At 43.1% G+C, this 15,471-nt stretch carries 16 protein-coding genes; 5 read left to right on the top strand and 11 right to left on the bottom strand.

Annotated elements, in window-relative coordinates:
• Positions 1 to 16 precede the first annotated feature (16 nt).
• Together ACFQ3S_RS06010 and ACFQ3S_RS06005 are read right to left on the bottom strand one after the other, a co-directional pair.
• Complete coding sequence (locus ACFQ3S_RS06010; protein WP_377162303.1) at positions 17 to 1,045, bottom strand: LLM class flavin-dependent oxidoreductase; 1,029 nt, start codon at positions 1,043 to 1,045, stop codon at positions 17 to 19.
• 102 nt (positions 1,046 to 1,147) lie between these two features.
• Positions 1,148 to 2,122 (bottom strand): ATP-grasp domain-containing protein, encoded by a 975-nt coding sequence (locus ACFQ3S_RS06005; protein ID WP_377162301.1) that lies wholly within the window; start codon positions 2,120 to 2,122, stop codon positions 1,148 to 1,150.
• Between the two features lie 441 nt (positions 2,123 to 2,563).
• Here ACFQ3S_RS06005 and ACFQ3S_RS06000 point away from each other — a divergent pair, with 441 nt between their 5' ends.
• Positions 2,564 to 3,334: a TlpA disulfide reductase family protein gene (locus ACFQ3S_RS06000; RefSeq protein ID WP_377162299.1), complete on the top strand. Its 771-nt coding sequence runs from the start codon at positions 2,564 to 2,566 to the stop codon at positions 3,332 to 3,334.
• 251 nt (positions 3,335 to 3,585) lie between these two features.
• Here ACFQ3S_RS06000 and ACFQ3S_RS05995 read toward each other — a convergent pair whose 3' ends face one another.
• Positions 3,586 to 3,939 (bottom strand): HesB/IscA family protein, encoded by a 354-nt coding sequence (locus ACFQ3S_RS05995; protein ID WP_377162297.1) that lies wholly within the window; start codon positions 3,937 to 3,939, stop codon positions 3,586 to 3,588.
• A 96-nt stretch (positions 3,940 to 4,035) separates the two neighbouring features.
• On the opposite strand from ACFQ3S_RS05995, the gene ACFQ3S_RS05990 reads away from it, so the two are divergent.
• The 3 genes from ACFQ3S_RS05990 (at position 4,036) to ACFQ3S_RS05980 (ending at position 7,163) form a co-directional block, all read left to right on the top strand.
• On the top strand, positions 4,036 to 4,566 hold the full coding sequence (locus ACFQ3S_RS05990; protein ID WP_377162295.1) for a DUF7935 family protein: 531 nt from the start codon (positions 4,036 to 4,038) through the stop codon (positions 4,564 to 4,566).
• A 482-nt stretch (positions 4,567 to 5,048) separates the two neighbouring features.
• A complete protein-coding gene (dnaA, locus tag ACFQ3S_RS05985) occupies positions 5,049 to 6,476 on the top strand; it encodes a chromosomal replication initiator protein DnaA (protein WP_377162293.1) in 1,428 nt (475 codons plus the stop codon).
• A gap of 171 nt (positions 6,477 to 6,647) precedes the next feature.
• A complete protein-coding gene (locus tag ACFQ3S_RS05980) occupies positions 6,648 to 7,163 on the top strand; it encodes an energy transducer TonB (protein WP_377162291.1) in 516 nt (171 codons plus the stop codon).
• Positions 7,164 to 7,174: 11 nt separating this feature from the next.
• Here ACFQ3S_RS05980 and ACFQ3S_RS05975 read toward each other — a convergent pair whose 3' ends face one another.
• Genes ACFQ3S_RS05975 through ACFQ3S_RS05955 form a run of 5 tightly spaced genes read right to left on the bottom strand, consistent with a single transcriptional unit; the run spans position 7,175 to position 10,831 of the window.
• The gene (locus tag ACFQ3S_RS05975; protein WP_377162289.1) at positions 7,175 to 7,687 is read right to left on the bottom strand and encodes a shikimate kinase; all 513 of its coding nucleotides are present in this window, start codon (positions 7,685 to 7,687) and stop codon (positions 7,175 to 7,177) included.
• Positions 7,684 to 7,986 (bottom strand): hypothetical protein, encoded by a 303-nt coding sequence (locus ACFQ3S_RS05970; RefSeq protein ID WP_377162287.1) that lies wholly within the window; start codon positions 7,984 to 7,986, stop codon positions 7,684 to 7,686. The genes ACFQ3S_RS05975 and ACFQ3S_RS05970 overlap by 4 nt, the downstream gene beginning before the upstream one ends.
• A 1-nt stretch (position 7,987) precedes the next feature.
• Positions 7,988 to 9,046 carry an ABC transporter permease gene (locus ACFQ3S_RS05965; protein WP_377162285.1) on the bottom strand — a complete coding sequence of 353 codons (1,059 nt, stop codon included), beginning with the start codon at positions 9,044 to 9,046 and terminating at the stop codon, positions 7,988 to 7,990.
• Positions 9,047 to 9,050: 4 nt separating this feature from the next.
• Positions 9,051 to 10,253 carry a BT_3928 family protein gene (locus ACFQ3S_RS05960; RefSeq protein WP_377162283.1) on the bottom strand — a complete coding sequence of 401 codons (1,203 nt, stop codon included), beginning with the start codon at positions 10,251 to 10,253 and terminating at the stop codon, positions 9,051 to 9,053.
• A gap of 35 nt (positions 10,254 to 10,288) precedes the next feature.
• Complete coding sequence (locus ACFQ3S_RS05955; protein WP_377162281.1) at positions 10,289 to 10,831, bottom strand: DUF1599 domain-containing protein; 543 nt, start codon at positions 10,829 to 10,831, stop codon at positions 10,289 to 10,291.
• 62 nt (positions 10,832 to 10,893) lie between these two features.
• Here ACFQ3S_RS05955 and folP point away from each other — a divergent pair, with 62 nt between their 5' ends.
• Entirely contained in the window at positions 10,894 to 11,745 is an 852-nt protein-coding gene (gene folP, locus ACFQ3S_RS05950) for a dihydropteroate synthase (protein WP_377162279.1), read from the top strand.
• Positions 11,746 to 11,756: 11 nt separating this feature from the next.
• Here the strand turns inward: folP and ACFQ3S_RS05945 are convergent, their stop codons facing one another.
• The 3 genes from ACFQ3S_RS05945 to ACFQ3S_RS05935 all read right to left on the bottom strand — a co-directional run bounded on the left by ACFQ3S_RS05945 (position 11,757) and on the right by ACFQ3S_RS05935 (position 15,350).
• Entirely contained in the window at positions 11,757 to 12,515 is a 759-nt protein-coding gene (locus tag ACFQ3S_RS05945) for a hypothetical protein (protein WP_377162277.1), read from the bottom strand.
• Between the two features lie 88 nt (positions 12,516 to 12,603).
• Positions 12,604 to 14,220, bottom strand: coding sequence for an ATP-dependent DNA ligase (locus ACFQ3S_RS05940; protein WP_377162275.1), 1,617 nt, complete (start codon positions 14,218 to 14,220; stop codon positions 12,604 to 12,606).
• Positions 14,217 to 15,350, bottom strand: a complete 1,134-nt coding sequence (locus tag ACFQ3S_RS05935; RefSeq protein ID WP_377162273.1) for a ligase-associated DNA damage response exonuclease — start codon at positions 15,348 to 15,350, stop codon at positions 14,217 to 14,219. The genes ACFQ3S_RS05940 and ACFQ3S_RS05935 overlap by 4 nt, the downstream gene beginning before the upstream one ends.
• Positions 15,351 to 15,471 lie beyond the last annotated feature (121 nt).

The raw sequence follows: 15,471 nt of genomic DNA, 5'->3' as shown, positions 1-15,471 counted from the left end.
AGCTTTAGTTCAGGAACTAAGCTATATTAGCGGCTATCACATTTTCGGCGAAGTTCTCCATTTCTTCTAATTGCGGGCTGCATTGCAGTAAAAGGAAATCGACGCCAACACTCTCGAACGCAGCAATTTGATCTTGAACCTGCCATGGGGTACCCATAATACCGGAGCGTAAACCACGGTTTGATACGGAATAATCATACAGGGATACTTGTTGCTCCAGTTGAGTGCCTGATAGCCATTGCTGGTAATTATTATAACCCGATGTGCCTTCTTTTACATTGGTAATACGTTCCAGTTCATTTTTAACCTCCTGCTCGTTATGGCGGATAATACTATAAGCAGCCACTCCGTATAACATGGGGGGCAGACCCTTTTTTTGGCGGCGTTCACGCATATCTGCAATACGGCGGCCAATTAATTCGGGCGAATCGCCATGCATCACGTAACCATCGCAAGTGGAGGAAATCAGGTCTTTGGCAGCTTCCGATTCGCCACCGGCATATATTTTAGGTCGGGGGCTCGATACCGGCTTGGGCTGTAAAATATTCTCTTTTACCTGGTAATATTTTCCATCAAAGGTATAGTTATCTTGTTTCCAAACATTGTCCACCACGTTAAGCCACTCGGCCGTGCGGGCATAGCGGTCGTCGTGCTGTTCAAACTGTATGCCGTACTTTTCTGCCTCATCTTTCCACCATGACGATACCACGTTCAACGAGATACGCCCGTTGCTGATATGGTCTATATTGGCCGCTTGTTTGGCCAGTTGTGCCGGGTTATGAAAAGTTGGCCGTACAGCCACCATTAGTTCTTGGTTTTGGGTAACTGCGGCAAGGGCAGCCGCTGTGCTCCAGGCATCAAGCGATGGTGCCTGCTCTCCCTTAATATCATTAAGGTACAACTCGGCTATTAAAGCCAGGTCAAAACCAATCTGCTCGCTGCGTACGGCCAGTTTTTTTATATAGTCCCAGGTGGGCTGCATATGCTCGTCTTCCACGTTGCGTAACCATCCACCAAAAACCGGCAGCCAATATCCGTATTTCATAAAATCAATAAAGTTGTGTGTTCATCGTTTCCGGTTGCAGGAGTAATGTTTTTGCAATTAAAGTCAAATCAGTCGTATCACCTAAACGCCTGATAACCATTTTTATACTACCGCTACATCCTCACCTTTAAGCACAGCCTGTTGCTCTAAGTATTCAACTAATCGTTCGTGCGGGTTAAAGCCAATTACATTAACCGCATCGGCTACAAAATTTGAGAGGGCGTTAACATCGTAATACAACACCTCGCCGTCGCGATCGTCAATAATATACTCTATACCGCCTACATCTATACCGCTTTGCTGCACAATGGTCTCTATGTTTTTTATGATCTCGGCCGATGGGGTAAAGGCCTCTACCTTTAAGCCGTTTTTAGGGGCATCCAGCGCACAAGCGTTCCGTACCAGGTCCTGACCAGTAGTGGTTTGGCAAATGTCGGCCGGACAAAGGTTAAAGCTCTCGCCGGTAGTATATACCCTAATGGCATACAAGTACTTGCCACCTAAAGTTTCTACCCGGGTAATGTAACCACCCCTTGCCGGTATAAATTCCTGTACTAAAGCCGTATGATCAATTCCCAAGTCTATTTGGTGATTGTTAACCGCGTGGCGCACTTCATCAATCGAATCAAATTTTTCGATACCAGCACCGCTGCCACCAATATTAGCTTTCACTACAATGGGGAAACGCAGGCCTTCGGTTGCCGCTTCAACTTGTGAGGCATGATTAATAACCCTTGATTTCGGGTATTTGATACCTAACTGCTGCAACAGCATTAGCTGCAAGGCTTTAGAGGTTTCGTAGGTAAAGGCGCGGTAGCCATTAATAACTCTTACCCCCTGGTTTTCTAAATGCTTCAGGTAGTTAAGCGTATAAAAAGTGCCCTGCACACCATCTCTCAAATAAGCCGATGGACTCATGCGGTTAAAAAACAGGGACATATTAGGTGCTGCTTCTTCAATAGCATACGTATGCTGCGTTGGGTTTACGGTTTTATAAGGAATACCTTTCTTTTCAAGCTCAGCAAACAAGGGCTTAAACCAATCGGGGTGCTCGTGTGATATAATAAATGGGCTCATAGTATATATATTCTATAAAAATAGTAGAGATTAACAAATGTATAATTTCTACCATAATGATAACACTTTACCGACCAGTGTATTCATGTTTTTACAAAAGCATGAAACGAGGAAGTAAGGGAATGGTATGTTTCTATAGATAGTTAACCACGGTTGATGAGTTAACTATAGCAAAGAAGCAGGCTTATCTGCAATTAGAAGATTATAGTAACATACCTATCCCAATCTGTTACATAATTTCTACAACTATGTGGAATAAGTGGAAATGCTTGCCGATACTTTAAAAGTGAGTATTATTTGAATTTGGTAAATAATAATAATTACCGGGGATAGGCTGAACTATACCTTAAAACAGTTTTTTTATTATGGATTTAGTAAATATTATAATAAGATGCAAATAGGTACAGGCTTTGACTAATATAAGCAAATTACGCCCCCCTAATGAAAACAATACCTTACCTCATCATATTTATATTAGTAAATTTTTGCATATTTAATATGGAGGCGCAGATAAATTCTACTTCGCAAAAAACATATAAGCTTCCCAAACTCGATGAACATTCACTTGTAAAAGACTCATTAGGAAAAAAATTAGAATACACAGCCTGGACAAGCCTTGTTGCTACCGGGCGGTATGAAGTAAGAGTTGTGCTGATGCCCGATGGAAGGGGATCGCTACGCACTGTTAAATTAACCAAAGCCGAAAGAGCTTTAAAGGCGGCATTAATGCCTAAATTAGCTGATAGTCCTTACTTTACTACAGGAGAAGCAATTAAATATGTGTTCAAGGAAAAGGATATTAATGGTGATTGGTGGGATGCTAAGCGCTTAAAAGGCAAAATTGTAGTTATAAACTTTTGGTACATAAACAGTATGTATTGCCGTTCGCAGATACCCGATTTGAACGAGGTTGCGGCAAGCTACAAGAACGACCCCAATGTGGTTTTTTTATCGGTTGCTATGGATGATAAAAAGGCTATTGAAGAGTTCTTACAATACAATCCATTTGATTATAAACATATAGAAAAGGGTGTGCGCATCAGCCAAAAATTAGGCGTGGTTAACCATCCAACAGATCTGATTCTCGACCAGGCAGGAAAGGTGCAATACCACACTACGGGTTATTCGCCTGCTAATTTCTATTGGATAAGCAAAACTATTGAAAAGTTAAGATTAACTGTTAATTATGGAGATACGGTGTTGGTTAAATAGTACTATATTCAAAAAATTTGGATAAACAGCTGCCTGTGAATATAACTTTAACCACAGCTAAAAATACTTTTGATTAATACCCCAGTAATATCGTATATAATGCAAACTGCATGATCTTATTTTCGAGTGTGAGTAACCATTTATCCAAACCTTACCTAATGAGGAAAGGCATTAGCAAAGCACTTGCCAATAAAAATAAAACAGGACAGCCTTATAGTAAGTTTGCCCTGTTTAACAAGTTTGTTTAATAATTATACCGCGAACGATGTTCCGCAACCGCAGGTACTGGCCGCATTAGGATTGTTAAACACAAATCCACGAGCGTTTAAGCCATCTTGAAAATCAATTTGCATACCAGCAAGGTACATGCCATGGGCTTTGTGCATGTAAACTTTAACACCTTCAATAAAGTATTCTTTATCGCCGTCTTTTTTTTGATCGAAGCCTAATACGTAGTTCATGCCAGCGCAACCGCCACCTTCAACGCCTACACGCAAGCCAAAATCATCACTCAATTCTTGCTGATCTTTTAATTTCAATAATTCTCTTACAGCACCTTCGGTAAAGGTTACCGGTGCAAGTGCAGTTTCAACAGCAGTACTCATGTTATTTTTATTTAGCTATGTACAAATATAAGTTAAAATGCAGATTTTTGCGCTGCCCGGGTTATTTAATGACCCCAGCCTAACATTAACGAAATTATGATCTATTACAATATACTATTAGATATTTTAAAGCTTACCGTTGCCGGTGTTGGCGTTGTTGGGGTGGCCTTTTACCTGTTTAAGCCATACTTTGATCGTACGCAGCACCTGCAAGTACTGGAACTGAAAAAAGCTGCCGATAATCAAACGTTGCCCTTGCGCCTGCAAGCTTATGAACGTATTGTGTTATTTATAGAGCGTATGAGCCCTGCCAACTCTTTGGTGCGTTTAGGTGGGGGCGCTTACTCGGCTGCCGAGTTACACCACCTGGCAGTGCAGGAAGTATCTAACGAGTATCAGCACAATATTACGCAGCAAATTTATGTAAGCAGCAGGGCATGGGCGGTGGTAAGACGCTTAAAAATTGATACGGTTAATTTGTTGAATAGCACGTTGCGCGGTTTACCCGAAGGTGCCACCGGGCTCGATTTCAGCCGGACTTTATTAACCCACCTAAGTCAGTTGGAAACTAACCCTTACGAAGCAGCCGGCAACATAATTCATAAAGATCTGGAAGAATTATTTTAAACCGGATTGACCTATCCTACCAGGCTAACCTGTTGACATTAATATGCAAAAATAGCTGATATGACGGCAGCTAAATTAGCTACGGGTTGGTAGCAAAATCATATTTGAAAATTAATGTTCTGCTCATTTAAGTTGTTAGGTTTGCAATAACAACTAATTGTAAATTGTGGCTTAAGTATTGATGTTTTAATGCGGATTAAAGCAAATGTTTAGCTTATATTTGTGGGTGCTACAGTGTAAGCTATTTCAGAAAAGAGACAATTTATAACGTATAAGTTAAAGTTATTTATGTGATTGATTACTAAGGTGTTATGTTGTGTTTTGTGTATTAAAACCCGCGTTCATAGCATAAAAAAGCGTTCACACAAATTTTTAATTTAATTTTTTAATCCACTTTTTTTTCGAATATTCGATGTTCCGAACCCGGCTCAATTAAAATTGTTTCAGGGGTTGGAAATGAGCATTTTATCTTTAATTTTTATATGGAAAAAACTTGTATTAATGTTTGGGGCAGCTGCTTGCAGGTCATTAAAGATAACATTCCAACTCAAAGTTTTAAAACTTGGTTCGAGCCCATCAAGGCCTTGAAGTTGGATGGCAGCGTGTTGACCATACAGGTACCGAGTTTGTTTTTTTACGAATGGCTGGAAGAACATTATGTAGGCCTATTGCGTAAAACCATTAAAAAGCAACTGGGCGACGACGGACGCCTGGAGTATAATATTGTGGTAGAACAATCATCATCAAATAAGCCTTTCACCACCAATATGCCATCAAACGGTAATGGTGCTGAAGCTAAAAACCAGAGTATGCCGATTCCTATATCCTTAAATAAGGATATTAAGAATCCGTTTGTGATACCTGGTTTAAAAAAATTACATGTAGACCCGCAGCTTAATCAAAATTATACCTTCGAAAATTTTGTAGAAGGCGATTGTAACCGCTTGGCCCGTTCGGCCGGATACGCAGTGGCAGCTAAACCGGGTGGCACTTCTTTTAATCCCTTGATGATTTATGGTGCGGTTGGTTTGGGTAAAACCCATCTGGCTCAGGCTATAGGTAACGAAATTAAGCGTACCCTACCCGATAAGCTGGTGCTTTACGTATCGTGCGAAAAGTTTACCCAGCAGTTTGTAGATGCCTTAAAGCATAATAATATTAACGATTTTGTGAATTTTTACCAGGCCATTGATGTGCTCATTATGGATGATGTGCATAATTTTGCCGGTAAAGAAAAAACACAGGATTTCTTTTTCCATATCTTCAACCACCTGCATCAATCGGGCCGCCAGCTGATCATCACTTCAGATAAAGCGCCGAAAGATCTGTCGGGTTTAGAAGAACGTTTGCTTTCCCGTTTTAAATGGGGCTTATCTGCCGACTTGCAAACGCCCGATCTGGAGCACCGTATGGCTATCCTCAAAAACAAAACTTATCAGGATGGTATCGAGCTTCCTGATGATGTAATTGAGTATGTAGCCCATAACATTGATAACAACATCCGTGAACTGGAAGGTGCCATGGTATCCTTATTGGCCCAATCAACCTTAATGCGCCGCGAAATAGACCTGAACCTGGCCAAGGCAATGTTAAAGAATTTTGTAAAGCATTCGGTTAAAGAAATTTCCATCGAATACATTCAGAGCCTGGTTTGTGAGTATTTTGAGGTGCCGGTTGATATGGTGAAATCGCAAACTCGTAAGCGCGAAATTGTTCAGGCCCGTCAAATATCCATGTACCTGGCAAAAGCTCATACCAAGAGTTCACTGAAATCTATAGGAAACTTTTTCGGTGGCCGCGATCACTCTACTGTAATTTACGCCTGCCAAACCGTAGAAGACTTAATTGACACCGATAAGAAGTTCAAAAGCTACGTAGCCGATATACAGAAGAAGTTGAAAATGTCGTAAGCTACTGGTTTGGTTCAATTACTTATATAAACTAAGAAAAAAATACATTTATGAAAACGGGCTGTCTCCAAAAAAGCAGCCTGTCTTCGTTTATGGTTTACGAGTTTTAAGAAAGCGATGTAATAACAGCGGAATACGGTAATTTAACGTTTCTGTAAGTCAATACAAACGATGAAATATTACTTAATTCTTGTTTTACTATCCTCCACAATAATTAGTTGCTTAGGACAAAATCAACCGGCATATTTTGTCAATAAGAAGTACGATTTGCAAGGGTACATAGGTAGAAGCTTCAAATTTCCGGAAAAAGCGCGGAAACAGGGCTTACAAACAGTCTTACTCTTGACATTTAGTGTGAATAGAAATGGCTATAAAGATTCTGTCCAATTTGCAGGAAGTACCGGGGGAATAGATTCACTAATGCTTGATGCTTTTAAAAAGATGGTTAGTGACCCAGAGTTTAAATGGAAGCCTGCAACCCAAAATGGAAAGCCTAAGAGTTGTTATGTGGCAATACCGATAAGTATTGTATATGAATTTAGTGATGAAAGATTAGAAGGTGAATTTTTGCAGGTGGAGAGTTACCAAGGTGGTTATCGACAAATTATGAACCTTTTGTACAAACTTCAATTCAAGTATCAATTATGCAAAAACATAATATTAATGCATATGGGTGCCAGTTACTAATTGGGTACCTGTTATAACTTCTGTTTAGATAATATTTCCATTACTTTTTCAGCCGTCAAGCTCAAGCCATCGGCCACCACTTGTGCTTGCAGGTAATAACTTTCCCTTTCCGCTAACTTATCACTTATAAAGGCAATCAGTTCGTCACCATGTTTATGGCGCAACAGCGGACGTTCTTCCTTACCGTGCTCTAAACGGCTGGCCAAGGTTTTAGGAGATAGTTTGATATATAGCGTGGTTCCATGCGCTTTCATCCAGTCCATATTATCAAAAAAGCAGGGCAGGCCACCACCTGTCGAGATAACGGCGTTTTCGGCGTAAGCAGTGTTCTTCAGCACTTCCGATTCGGCTAAACGAAAGGCTGTTTCTCCAAAGCTGGAAAAGTATTCGGCCACGCTCATGCCGGCCTGTTCTTCCAGTAGGTGGTCAAGATCGTAAAAGGTATAATTTAAACGGGTGGCCAGTTTGCGGCCTAAGGTGGTTTTACCACAACCCATAAAGCCAATTAAAAAAATGCGGCTCATTTCTTTTTCACTAAAGATTTTTTATACATAAACGTCATCAGCAATATAAAGCCCTCGGCAACCAGGGCCGGTACGCAAATAATGCTGTACATAGGGCTGCCCGGCCATCCGCCCCAAATTACAATGGTTATGATGAAAGATATAATGAGCGATACCAGCAGGGTCATCACCAGCCGGGGCGTGGTTAACAGGTTTTTTAACTGCATCCATTGTATGGCGCGGGCTATGCACCAAACCGGGAAACTCATGTAAGCAATGAGCATAAACAGCTCGGGTAACGATATATTGGAGGTGGGCATGTTAGTTGAGTTTAACGCGGGGATCAATCCAAACGTAAATAATATCTACCAGAATATTGATCACCACAAATATAAAGGCAATAAACAGAATGGAGCCGATAATAACGGGGAAGTCGGACATTTCGAGTGCATCTACCGTTACCTTGCCTAAGCCGTTGTAGCCAAACACGTATTCCACAAAAAAGGAGCCGGCCAATAGCGAAGCAAACCAGTTGGCAATAGCGGTAATAACCGGGTTTAAGGCATTGGGCAAAGCATGGCGGTAAACAATAGCATTCTGACTTAATCCTTTGGCTTTGGCCGTGCGGATATAATCCTGATTCAATACCTCCAGCATGCTGCTGCGGGTTAGTTGTACAATAATAGCAAGCGGACGTAAACCCAGCGTTACCGCCGGTAAAATCACGTTACTCCAGGTCATTACTTCACCCTTAAAGGGGTCGTAACTATACAGGCTGCCCGTCATATTAAGGCCGTTGTAGTGGCTCAGCACAAAGCCAAACAGCCATGCAACAATGATCCCTGCAAAAAAGGAGGGAGCCGATATGCCCAGCACCGAAAAGCCAACAGCCAGGCGGTCTATCCAGGTATTTTGATGCACAGCGCTCAGTACGCCCAGAAAAATGCCTATTACAATAGCCATTAACATAGCAAACGTAGCCAGTATAAGTGTGTTGGGTATCACCTCTAAAAGCAAAGCCGCCACTTCTTTATGCGTTTGATAGGAACGGCGCAGGTAAGGCCACTTCAAGCAAATAGCTTGTGTCTCTGAAACCGGGAACAACTGCACATAATGGTAACGCTCCTGTTCCTCGGCAGTGCGTGCATGCAAACCAATGGGCGAAAGATCATTCAGGTAATAAGCGAACTGTACGGGTATCGCTTTATCCAAGCCAAACTCTTTGCGTACCGCTTCCAGCGATTGCACATCGGCACGTTGCCCCTGCGTCATACGGGCCGGGTCTACCGGTAAAATATTAAATAGAAAAAATACCACCACTATAATACCCAGCATTACGGCCAGGCTATATCCAATTTTGCGGAGGAGGTAGGTGAGCATGAGATTATTGTTTTTGCAGATACTTTTTTACCAGCGCCTCATAATCGGGCATGGTGTGGTAGTGCCACTTATCAATTACTGTACCGTTACGTAGCAGTATAATACCCGGATTAGCCCTCACCATAGTTTTAAGCGGAACCCCATCGGCATGAAATGTTTCAAAAACCAGGTGGTGTTTTTTACTGAAAGCAGCGGCATCGGCGGGTGAAGCCGAAGTAATCATGACCGTGCGGATGTTGAAATTTTGGGTAAGGTTAAATGCCAGTGCATTGAGGCGGGCCAAAGCGGCCGTATCGGTTTTATTCAGGTCGTAGGCAACCACCCAAAGGTTGAAAAACGGGTTGGCTAACAATTCCTGTGTATAATCGTTCCCTTGCGAATCGTTAATGCCCAGGTCGCGTATTTTAGGCTCAAAGCCTTTTTTAATGAGCTTACGTTCGGGGTCACCTTCAATTTTCCAGTTGGTATCTTTCCAGATCCCGGTTTTCAGGTAATCCTTATCGCTCATGCTTTTGGTGGCACCTGTAACTTTGTTTTTAAGTTGATAGGTTAACTCATATTCGTCGGGCAGGGCTCCCGGTGGGGTGCTCATTTCTTTGGGAATGTTATTGCCAATTTTGTAGGGCAAAAAGTCCAGCACCGGTAAAAAGTTATAAGTATAAAGCCCAACAGCTAACGAAATAACCACGGCGGTAACCAGCCAGCGCATTTCGGCAGCGGGACTAACCATCGGTCGTATTTGTTTCCGGTTAAAAAACAACACCAGTACCAATGCCAGCAGCACCATATCTTTCCCAAACGATTCCCATGGGGTAAGCGGAATAGCATCGCCAAAGCAGCCGCAGGTTTGTACAACCTTAAAAAAGGCAGAGTAAAAGGTAAGGAAGCCAAAAAAGATGATCAACAGCAGCAATCCCCAAACAATGGCATTAATGCGGATGCCAATAAGCAAGGCAAAGCCTAAGATCATTTCCAGCGCACAAAGTATAATGGACAAGCTAAGCGCCAGGTCGTTCAAAAAGGTAACATGGAATACTTCAAAGTACTCTTCCAGTTTATAAGAAAAGCCCAGCGGATCGTTGGCCTTAATCAGCCCCGAAAAAATAAAGAGTAAGGCTACGGCAATGCGGCAAAACCAAATTACAGCCCCCCGGCCCCCTAAAGGGGGAGTAGAAGTTGTTTTATTTATAGTAAATGTATTGTCCAATGGTTAAATCTTTAAGCGTTTAAAAAACTCCCCCTTCAGGGGGCTGGGGGGCTTTTTATCAGTGCAAACACCGCATAATTCAGCATATCCTGATAGTTGGCTTTTACGCCTTCCGATGCCAGGGTATGCCCTTGGTTATCTTCAATTTGTTTTACGCGCAGCAGCTTCATCAAAATTAAGTCGGTTAACGAGCTGATGCGCATATCGCGCCAGGCCTCACCGTAATCATGGTTTTTATCCATCATTAAGTTGTAGGTTTCTTTGGCGTATTTGTCAAATAGCTCGGCTACCTGCTCAACAGGCAACTCAACCGGTGTTTCGGGACCGCAATCTAACTGCATTATGGCAATGAGGCAATAGTTTACAATGCCAATATATTCGCCGGTAATGTCATCACCCACTTTCGAAACCTTTTTTTCTTCGAGCGTACGGATGCGCTGCGCTTTGATAAAGATTTGGTCGGTAATAGAGGAGAGCCTGAGTATGCGCCAGGCCGTACCGTAATCGCGCGTTTTTTTGATAAACAGCGTTTTACAGGTGTTAATTACAGACTCGTATTCAAGTGTGGTATTGGTCAAAACCGTAGAATTTAATTTTTGTGCGATATTTGTACCCAAGGGTGTTTAGCATCCGCAAGTAAATGGCTAAAGATACAGTTTTTCGTAAAAAGGCAATCATTAATGCAGGTGGCCGCTTAATGGATTTAAGCATTCCGCAGGTAATGGGTATTATCAACCTAACGCCCGACTCCTTTTTTGCCGATAGCCGTAAACCTGCCTTAGCCGATGCCTTGCAGCAAGCGGGGCAAATGCTGGCTGATGGCGCAACTATGCTCGATTTAGGCGCTTATTCATCCCGCCCGGGCGCTGTAGATATCCCGGTGCAGGAAGAGACCGACCGTTTACTGCCGGTGGTTGAGGCTATAGTAGAAACTTATCCTAATGCTACACTTTCTATAGATACCTTTCGCTCAACAGTGGCCGAAGCGGCAATTAACGCCGGTGCGCATATCATTAACGATATTGGTGGCGGTATGCTGGATGCCGATATTTTTGCTACCGTTGCCCGCCTGCAGGTGCCTTATATTTTAATGCACATGAAAGGCACACCGCAAACCATGGTACAACAGGCGCAATACACCGATGTATTTAGCGAAGTGTTCGATTATATGGCAGGGCGTTATGAACTGTTGCGCAGCATGGGTGTGCATGATGTAATCCTGGATCCTGGCTTTGGCTTTGCTAAAACTGCTGAGCATAGCTATGCGCTAATGAATCGATTAGAAGAGTTTAACCGACTTCAATTGCCAATATTAGTAGGCATATCGCGTAAGCGGATGATCTACGGTTTATTAGGCACTACTGATGCCGAAGCGCTGAATGGCACTACCGTTTTAAATACCATAGCCTTAACCAAGGGAGCCAATATATTGAGGGTACACGATGTGAAGGAGGCGGTAGAGGCGGTGAAGTTGTGGCAGCAATTTGATTAGTTTGTTTTTTGTTAAAAGCTATAGCCCAGCTTAATGCCAAATGAGGTTAACAGGTTAGTATTAATGCTGCATATATAACGCTGATACTTCATAAAATATCCTAAATTTATTTGTGCCGGATAATATTTGTGGCTTTCGTCATCTAAGTTTTCAAACGTGTTATTTATAAAACGGCCACCAATAAAAAGGCGTATGCCGTATTGAGTGTACCGGGTTCTTTTATTACGCCATATAATTTCGCTGGTAAGCCCCATAGATAACAGATCTGTGCCGGTTATAGAATAATTGTTAGCAAGGCCATTCACTGCTTTCCTAAAGTTAGTATAACTACCAAACTCTTTACTGTAAACGGCTTCAAAACCAAGATATCTGAAATCGGTGCGATTTTTATTGGAAAATAAGTTAGCCGAAAACCTTCCGCCAATTGCCGTGAAACCCTTTGAATCGAGCGGGTAATTGTTGTTATCATTGCTGGCAGGATTGCTGATATTACCGGCAGCAGCAAATGCGCCGTAAGCCACATTTGCATTCGAAAATACATGTCCTGCCGATAGATCAATGGTGGCAGTAAAAACTTCATCAGACAAATTTATTCCCTGGCTACCGCTTATACCTCCAGAAACATATATTACATGTTTAATACTATCATAAGATGCCGGTTTTGGTATGTAGACGACATCACTCCTAAATAAGGCCGGGGCATAATAACGTTTAGAGCAGGAGGATAGTAAAAGCGTGGCTGAAACAAGTGATAATGCAATATATTTCATGGTCAGGTTTGGACCGTAAAATAGAAAATCATTTGATATGCAATATTAAATTTCCATAATGAGTATATTAATTTAAAATCTATCAAAGCTATTCCCCTAATAAGGCTTTCAACGTTTCAATACTATCTGCTTCCTCTTTAGGCTTATCCTGCCGCCAGCGTAAAATACGTGGAAAGCGCAAGGCAACCCCCGATTTATGGCGGGATGATTTATTAATTCCCTCGAAACCTATTTCAAAAACCAGTTCGGGCTTTACGGTACGTACCGGGCCAAACTTTTCGAGCGTGTTGCGTTTAACAAAGGAATCTACTTTGTTGATCTCGGTATCGGTTAAGCCCGAATAGGCTTTAGCGAAAGGAACCAGTTTATCACCATCCCAAACAGCAAAGGTATAGTCGGTGTACAAATCGGCGCGGCGGCCATGACCTTTTTGGGCGTAGATCATCACGGCATCAATAGAAAGCGGGTCTATCTTCCACTTCCACCAGTCGCCCCGGCGGCGACCTACCTGGTAATGGGCATCCTTGCGTTTCAGCATAATCCCTTCAGCCACCATCGCACGTGATTGTTCCCGAATTTCGGCCAATTCATCCCAACTGTTAAAAGTAATGAGTGAGGATATATTGAATACTGCAGGATAATTGGTAGCTGCCTGCAAACTCTCTAAAAGTTGCCGTCTTTCGGTTTGTGTTTTATAGCGGATGTCTTCGCCGGCATATTCCAAACAATCGTACGCAATTAAAGCAACCGGACTATCCTCCAATATTTTTTTGCTCAACGTTTTACGTCCAATACGGGTTTGCAATACATTGAACGGCAAGGGCAAATTATCCCGAAACGACAGGATCTCACCATCCAGCACCGTGCCATCAGGGAGTTGTTGCAACAGGGGGTGCAGTTCAGGAAATTTATCGGTAGCCAGGTCTTCACCTCGGCTCCAGATGAAGATCTCACCATTACGTTTGATCAATTGCGCGCGGATGCCATCCCATTTCCATTCGGCCTGCCATTCGTTTGCATCGCCCAGCAGGGTTTGCATGGCTTCAGGCGTTTTTTGCTTTTCGGAAGTTTCCTGTACCGGGTAAGCCAAAAAGAATGGATAGGGGCGCGATACGTCTTCCAAAGCGGTATCACTATGTACCAGTTCTTCGTATTTATAAGTTTCCGGCATCCAGTTACCCATTAAACGGTGGGTAAGCGTGGCGGCGTCCAGTTGTACCACATCGGCCAGTGCTTTAATAACCAAACTTTGCGATACACCAACCCTAAAGCTTCCGGTTAACACTTTGTTAAACACAAACCTTTCCTGCGCGTTCAGCATTGCCCACGATTGCAGCAACCAGGTATGCTTTTCTACCTCGGGTAAATTGTTTAGCCCGTTTATTTCCCCTATCCATTCGGTTAGGGTTTTATTGCTGCTGTTTTCATGGTCGGGCAAAAGCAAGGCAGCCGTTTCGGCCAGGTCACCCACAATGTGGTAGCTTTCCTCAAACAACCAGGCCGGTATATTAGCCGCTTCAATGGCCCATAACCTAAAAAAGGTAGAATTTATCTGTCGCTTGGGTTTACGTCCCATAAATAAGGCCATCATGTGCATTTTGTCCGTATCGGGCACGCTGTTAAAGTAGTCTTTTATTACTTTAACCTTCTCGTTGGTTTTATTGGTTTCATCTAACGAGGTAAAGAGTTGGGCAAAGGCTTTCATATAGCAGCCCCTCCCCGGCCCTCCCCGGGAGGGAGGGAGTTTTCTTTTACAGTTTCCAACATATTTTCTTCGTGGGAAGTTTTAGAGGATGTTGCTTCTTCAAAGCCCTCCCTCCCGGGGAGGGTTTGGGAGGGGCTTTCCTCTTCGCCACCATATAACGTATGCACCTCGTGGGCATCAAAACCAATTTCCCTTAAATATCTTGAAAAACTGGCGGTTGAGCCGTGTGTTAAATAAACGGAATCACAACCGGTGGCGTCAATGGCGCTTACCAGTCCGTCCCAGTCGGCATGGTCGGAGAGTACAAAGCCGCGGTCGGCCGCACGTCGTCGTTTAGCGCCGCGCAGGGCCATCCATCCAGAGCAATAGCCGAAGCTATAAGGCCCGAACTTACGCATCCAAGGCGTGCCAACAGATGATGGCGGAGCGATGATGATGCCCCTGCGTACTTCCTCTTTAACCGAATCAATAGTAATGCGCTCAGTAGGCTGTAGTATAATGCCATTACGGCGCAGGGCTTCATTAGTATTTTCGATAACGCCATGGGTATATACCTTGCCTATAGAAAGATCGAGATTTTGGAGGATACGTTGCGCCTTGCCTAAGGAATAGCCTACAATTACGGTAGCCAGGTTGTTCTTTACATTTTGCTGCCACCATTGGTTTACCCCGGCAAAGATCTGCGATTGTGATTTCCATTTATAGATAGGCATGCCAAAAGTACATTCGGATATGAAATGATTGCATTTTACAGGTTCGAAAGGTGTGCACACGCCATCGTCTTCTACCTTATAATCGCCCGATACCACCCAAACTTCACCCTGGCTTTCTACCCGTATTTGTGCCGAACCTATTACATGCCCCGCCGGGAACATAGAGATCTGTACGCCATTCTTCATTACGGTTTCGCCGTATTCCACGGTCTGCAATTGTATCTCGCCTAAACGGTAATAGAGCACCTCGCGCGACAGGTGGTGAGCCAGGTAGTGTTTATGACCTGTGTAGGCATGATCGGCGTGGGCGTGGGTTATTACGGCATCATCAACCGGCTGCCAGGGGTCTATATAAAACTTTCCCTTGGCGCAGTAAATTCCTTTATCGGTAAATTCCAGTAGCGGTTTGTGCGACATATATATAGATAACGGTATTACGGGTCATTGGTTTGAGATTTGCCATTTAGCCGCATGTAGTCCTTATAAAAGTTCAAAAACTACATAAACGCAAAACGCCCGGTTTGTAGCCAGGCGTTTT

Source organism: Mucilaginibacter terrae (genome assembly GCF_042679325.1).
Taxonomy (GTDB): domain Bacteria; phylum Bacteroidota; class Bacteroidia; order Sphingobacteriales; family Sphingobacteriaceae; genus Mucilaginibacter; species Mucilaginibacter terrae.
This window is presented reverse-complemented; position numbering and strand designations above follow the sequence as displayed.

Bases quoted from the DNA above. Each gene is read 5' to 3' on its own strand.
- ACFQ3S_RS05990 (WP_377162295.1), top strand. From the start codon at position 4,036: ATGATCTATTACAATATACTATTAGATATTTTAAAGCTTACCGTTGCC.
- ACFQ3S_RS05970 (WP_377162287.1), bottom strand. From the start codon at position 7,986: ATGCCCACCTCCAATATATCGTTACCCGAGCTGTTTATGCTCATTGCT.
- ACFQ3S_RS06005 (WP_377162301.1), bottom strand. From the start codon at position 2,122: ATGAGCCCATTTATTATATCACACGAGCACCCCGATTGGTTTAAGCCC.
- ACFQ3S_RS05940 (WP_377162275.1), bottom strand. From the start codon at position 14,220: ATGAAAGCCTTTGCCCAACTCTTTACCTCGTTAGATGAAACCAATAAA.
- ACFQ3S_RS05935 (WP_377162273.1), bottom strand. From the start codon at position 15,350: ATGTCGCACAAACCGCTACTGGAATTTACCGATAAAGGAATTTACTGC.
- ACFQ3S_RS05945 (WP_377162277.1), bottom strand. From the start codon at position 12,515: ATGAAATATATTGCATTATCACTTGTTTCAGCCACGCTTTTACTATCC.
- folP (WP_377162279.1), top strand. From the start codon at position 10,894: ATGGCTAAAGATACAGTTTTTCGTAAAAAGGCAATCATTAATGCAGGT.
- ACFQ3S_RS06010 (WP_377162303.1), bottom strand. From the start codon at position 1,045: ATGAAATACGGATATTGGCTGCCGGTTTTTGGTGGATGGTTACGCAAC.
- ACFQ3S_RS05980 (WP_377162291.1), top strand. From the start codon at position 6,648: ATGAAATATTACTTAATTCTTGTTTTACTATCCTCCACAATAATTAGT.
- ACFQ3S_RS05965 (WP_377162285.1), bottom strand. From the start codon at position 9,046: ATGCTCACCTACCTCCTCCGCAAAATTGGATATAGCCTGGCCGTAATG.
- dnaA (WP_377162293.1), top strand. From the start codon at position 5,049: ATGGAAAAAACTTGTATTAATGTTTGGGGCAGCTGCTTGCAGGTCATT.
- ACFQ3S_RS06000 (WP_377162299.1), top strand. From the start codon at position 2,564: ATGAAAACAATACCTTACCTCATCATATTTATATTAGTAAATTTTTGC.
- ACFQ3S_RS05995 (WP_377162297.1), bottom strand. From the start codon at position 3,939: ATGAGTACTGCTGTTGAAACTGCACTTGCACCGGTAACCTTTACCGAA.
- ACFQ3S_RS05975 (WP_377162289.1), bottom strand. From the start codon at position 7,687: ATGAGCCGCATTTTTTTAATTGGCTTTATGGGTTGTGGTAAAACCACC.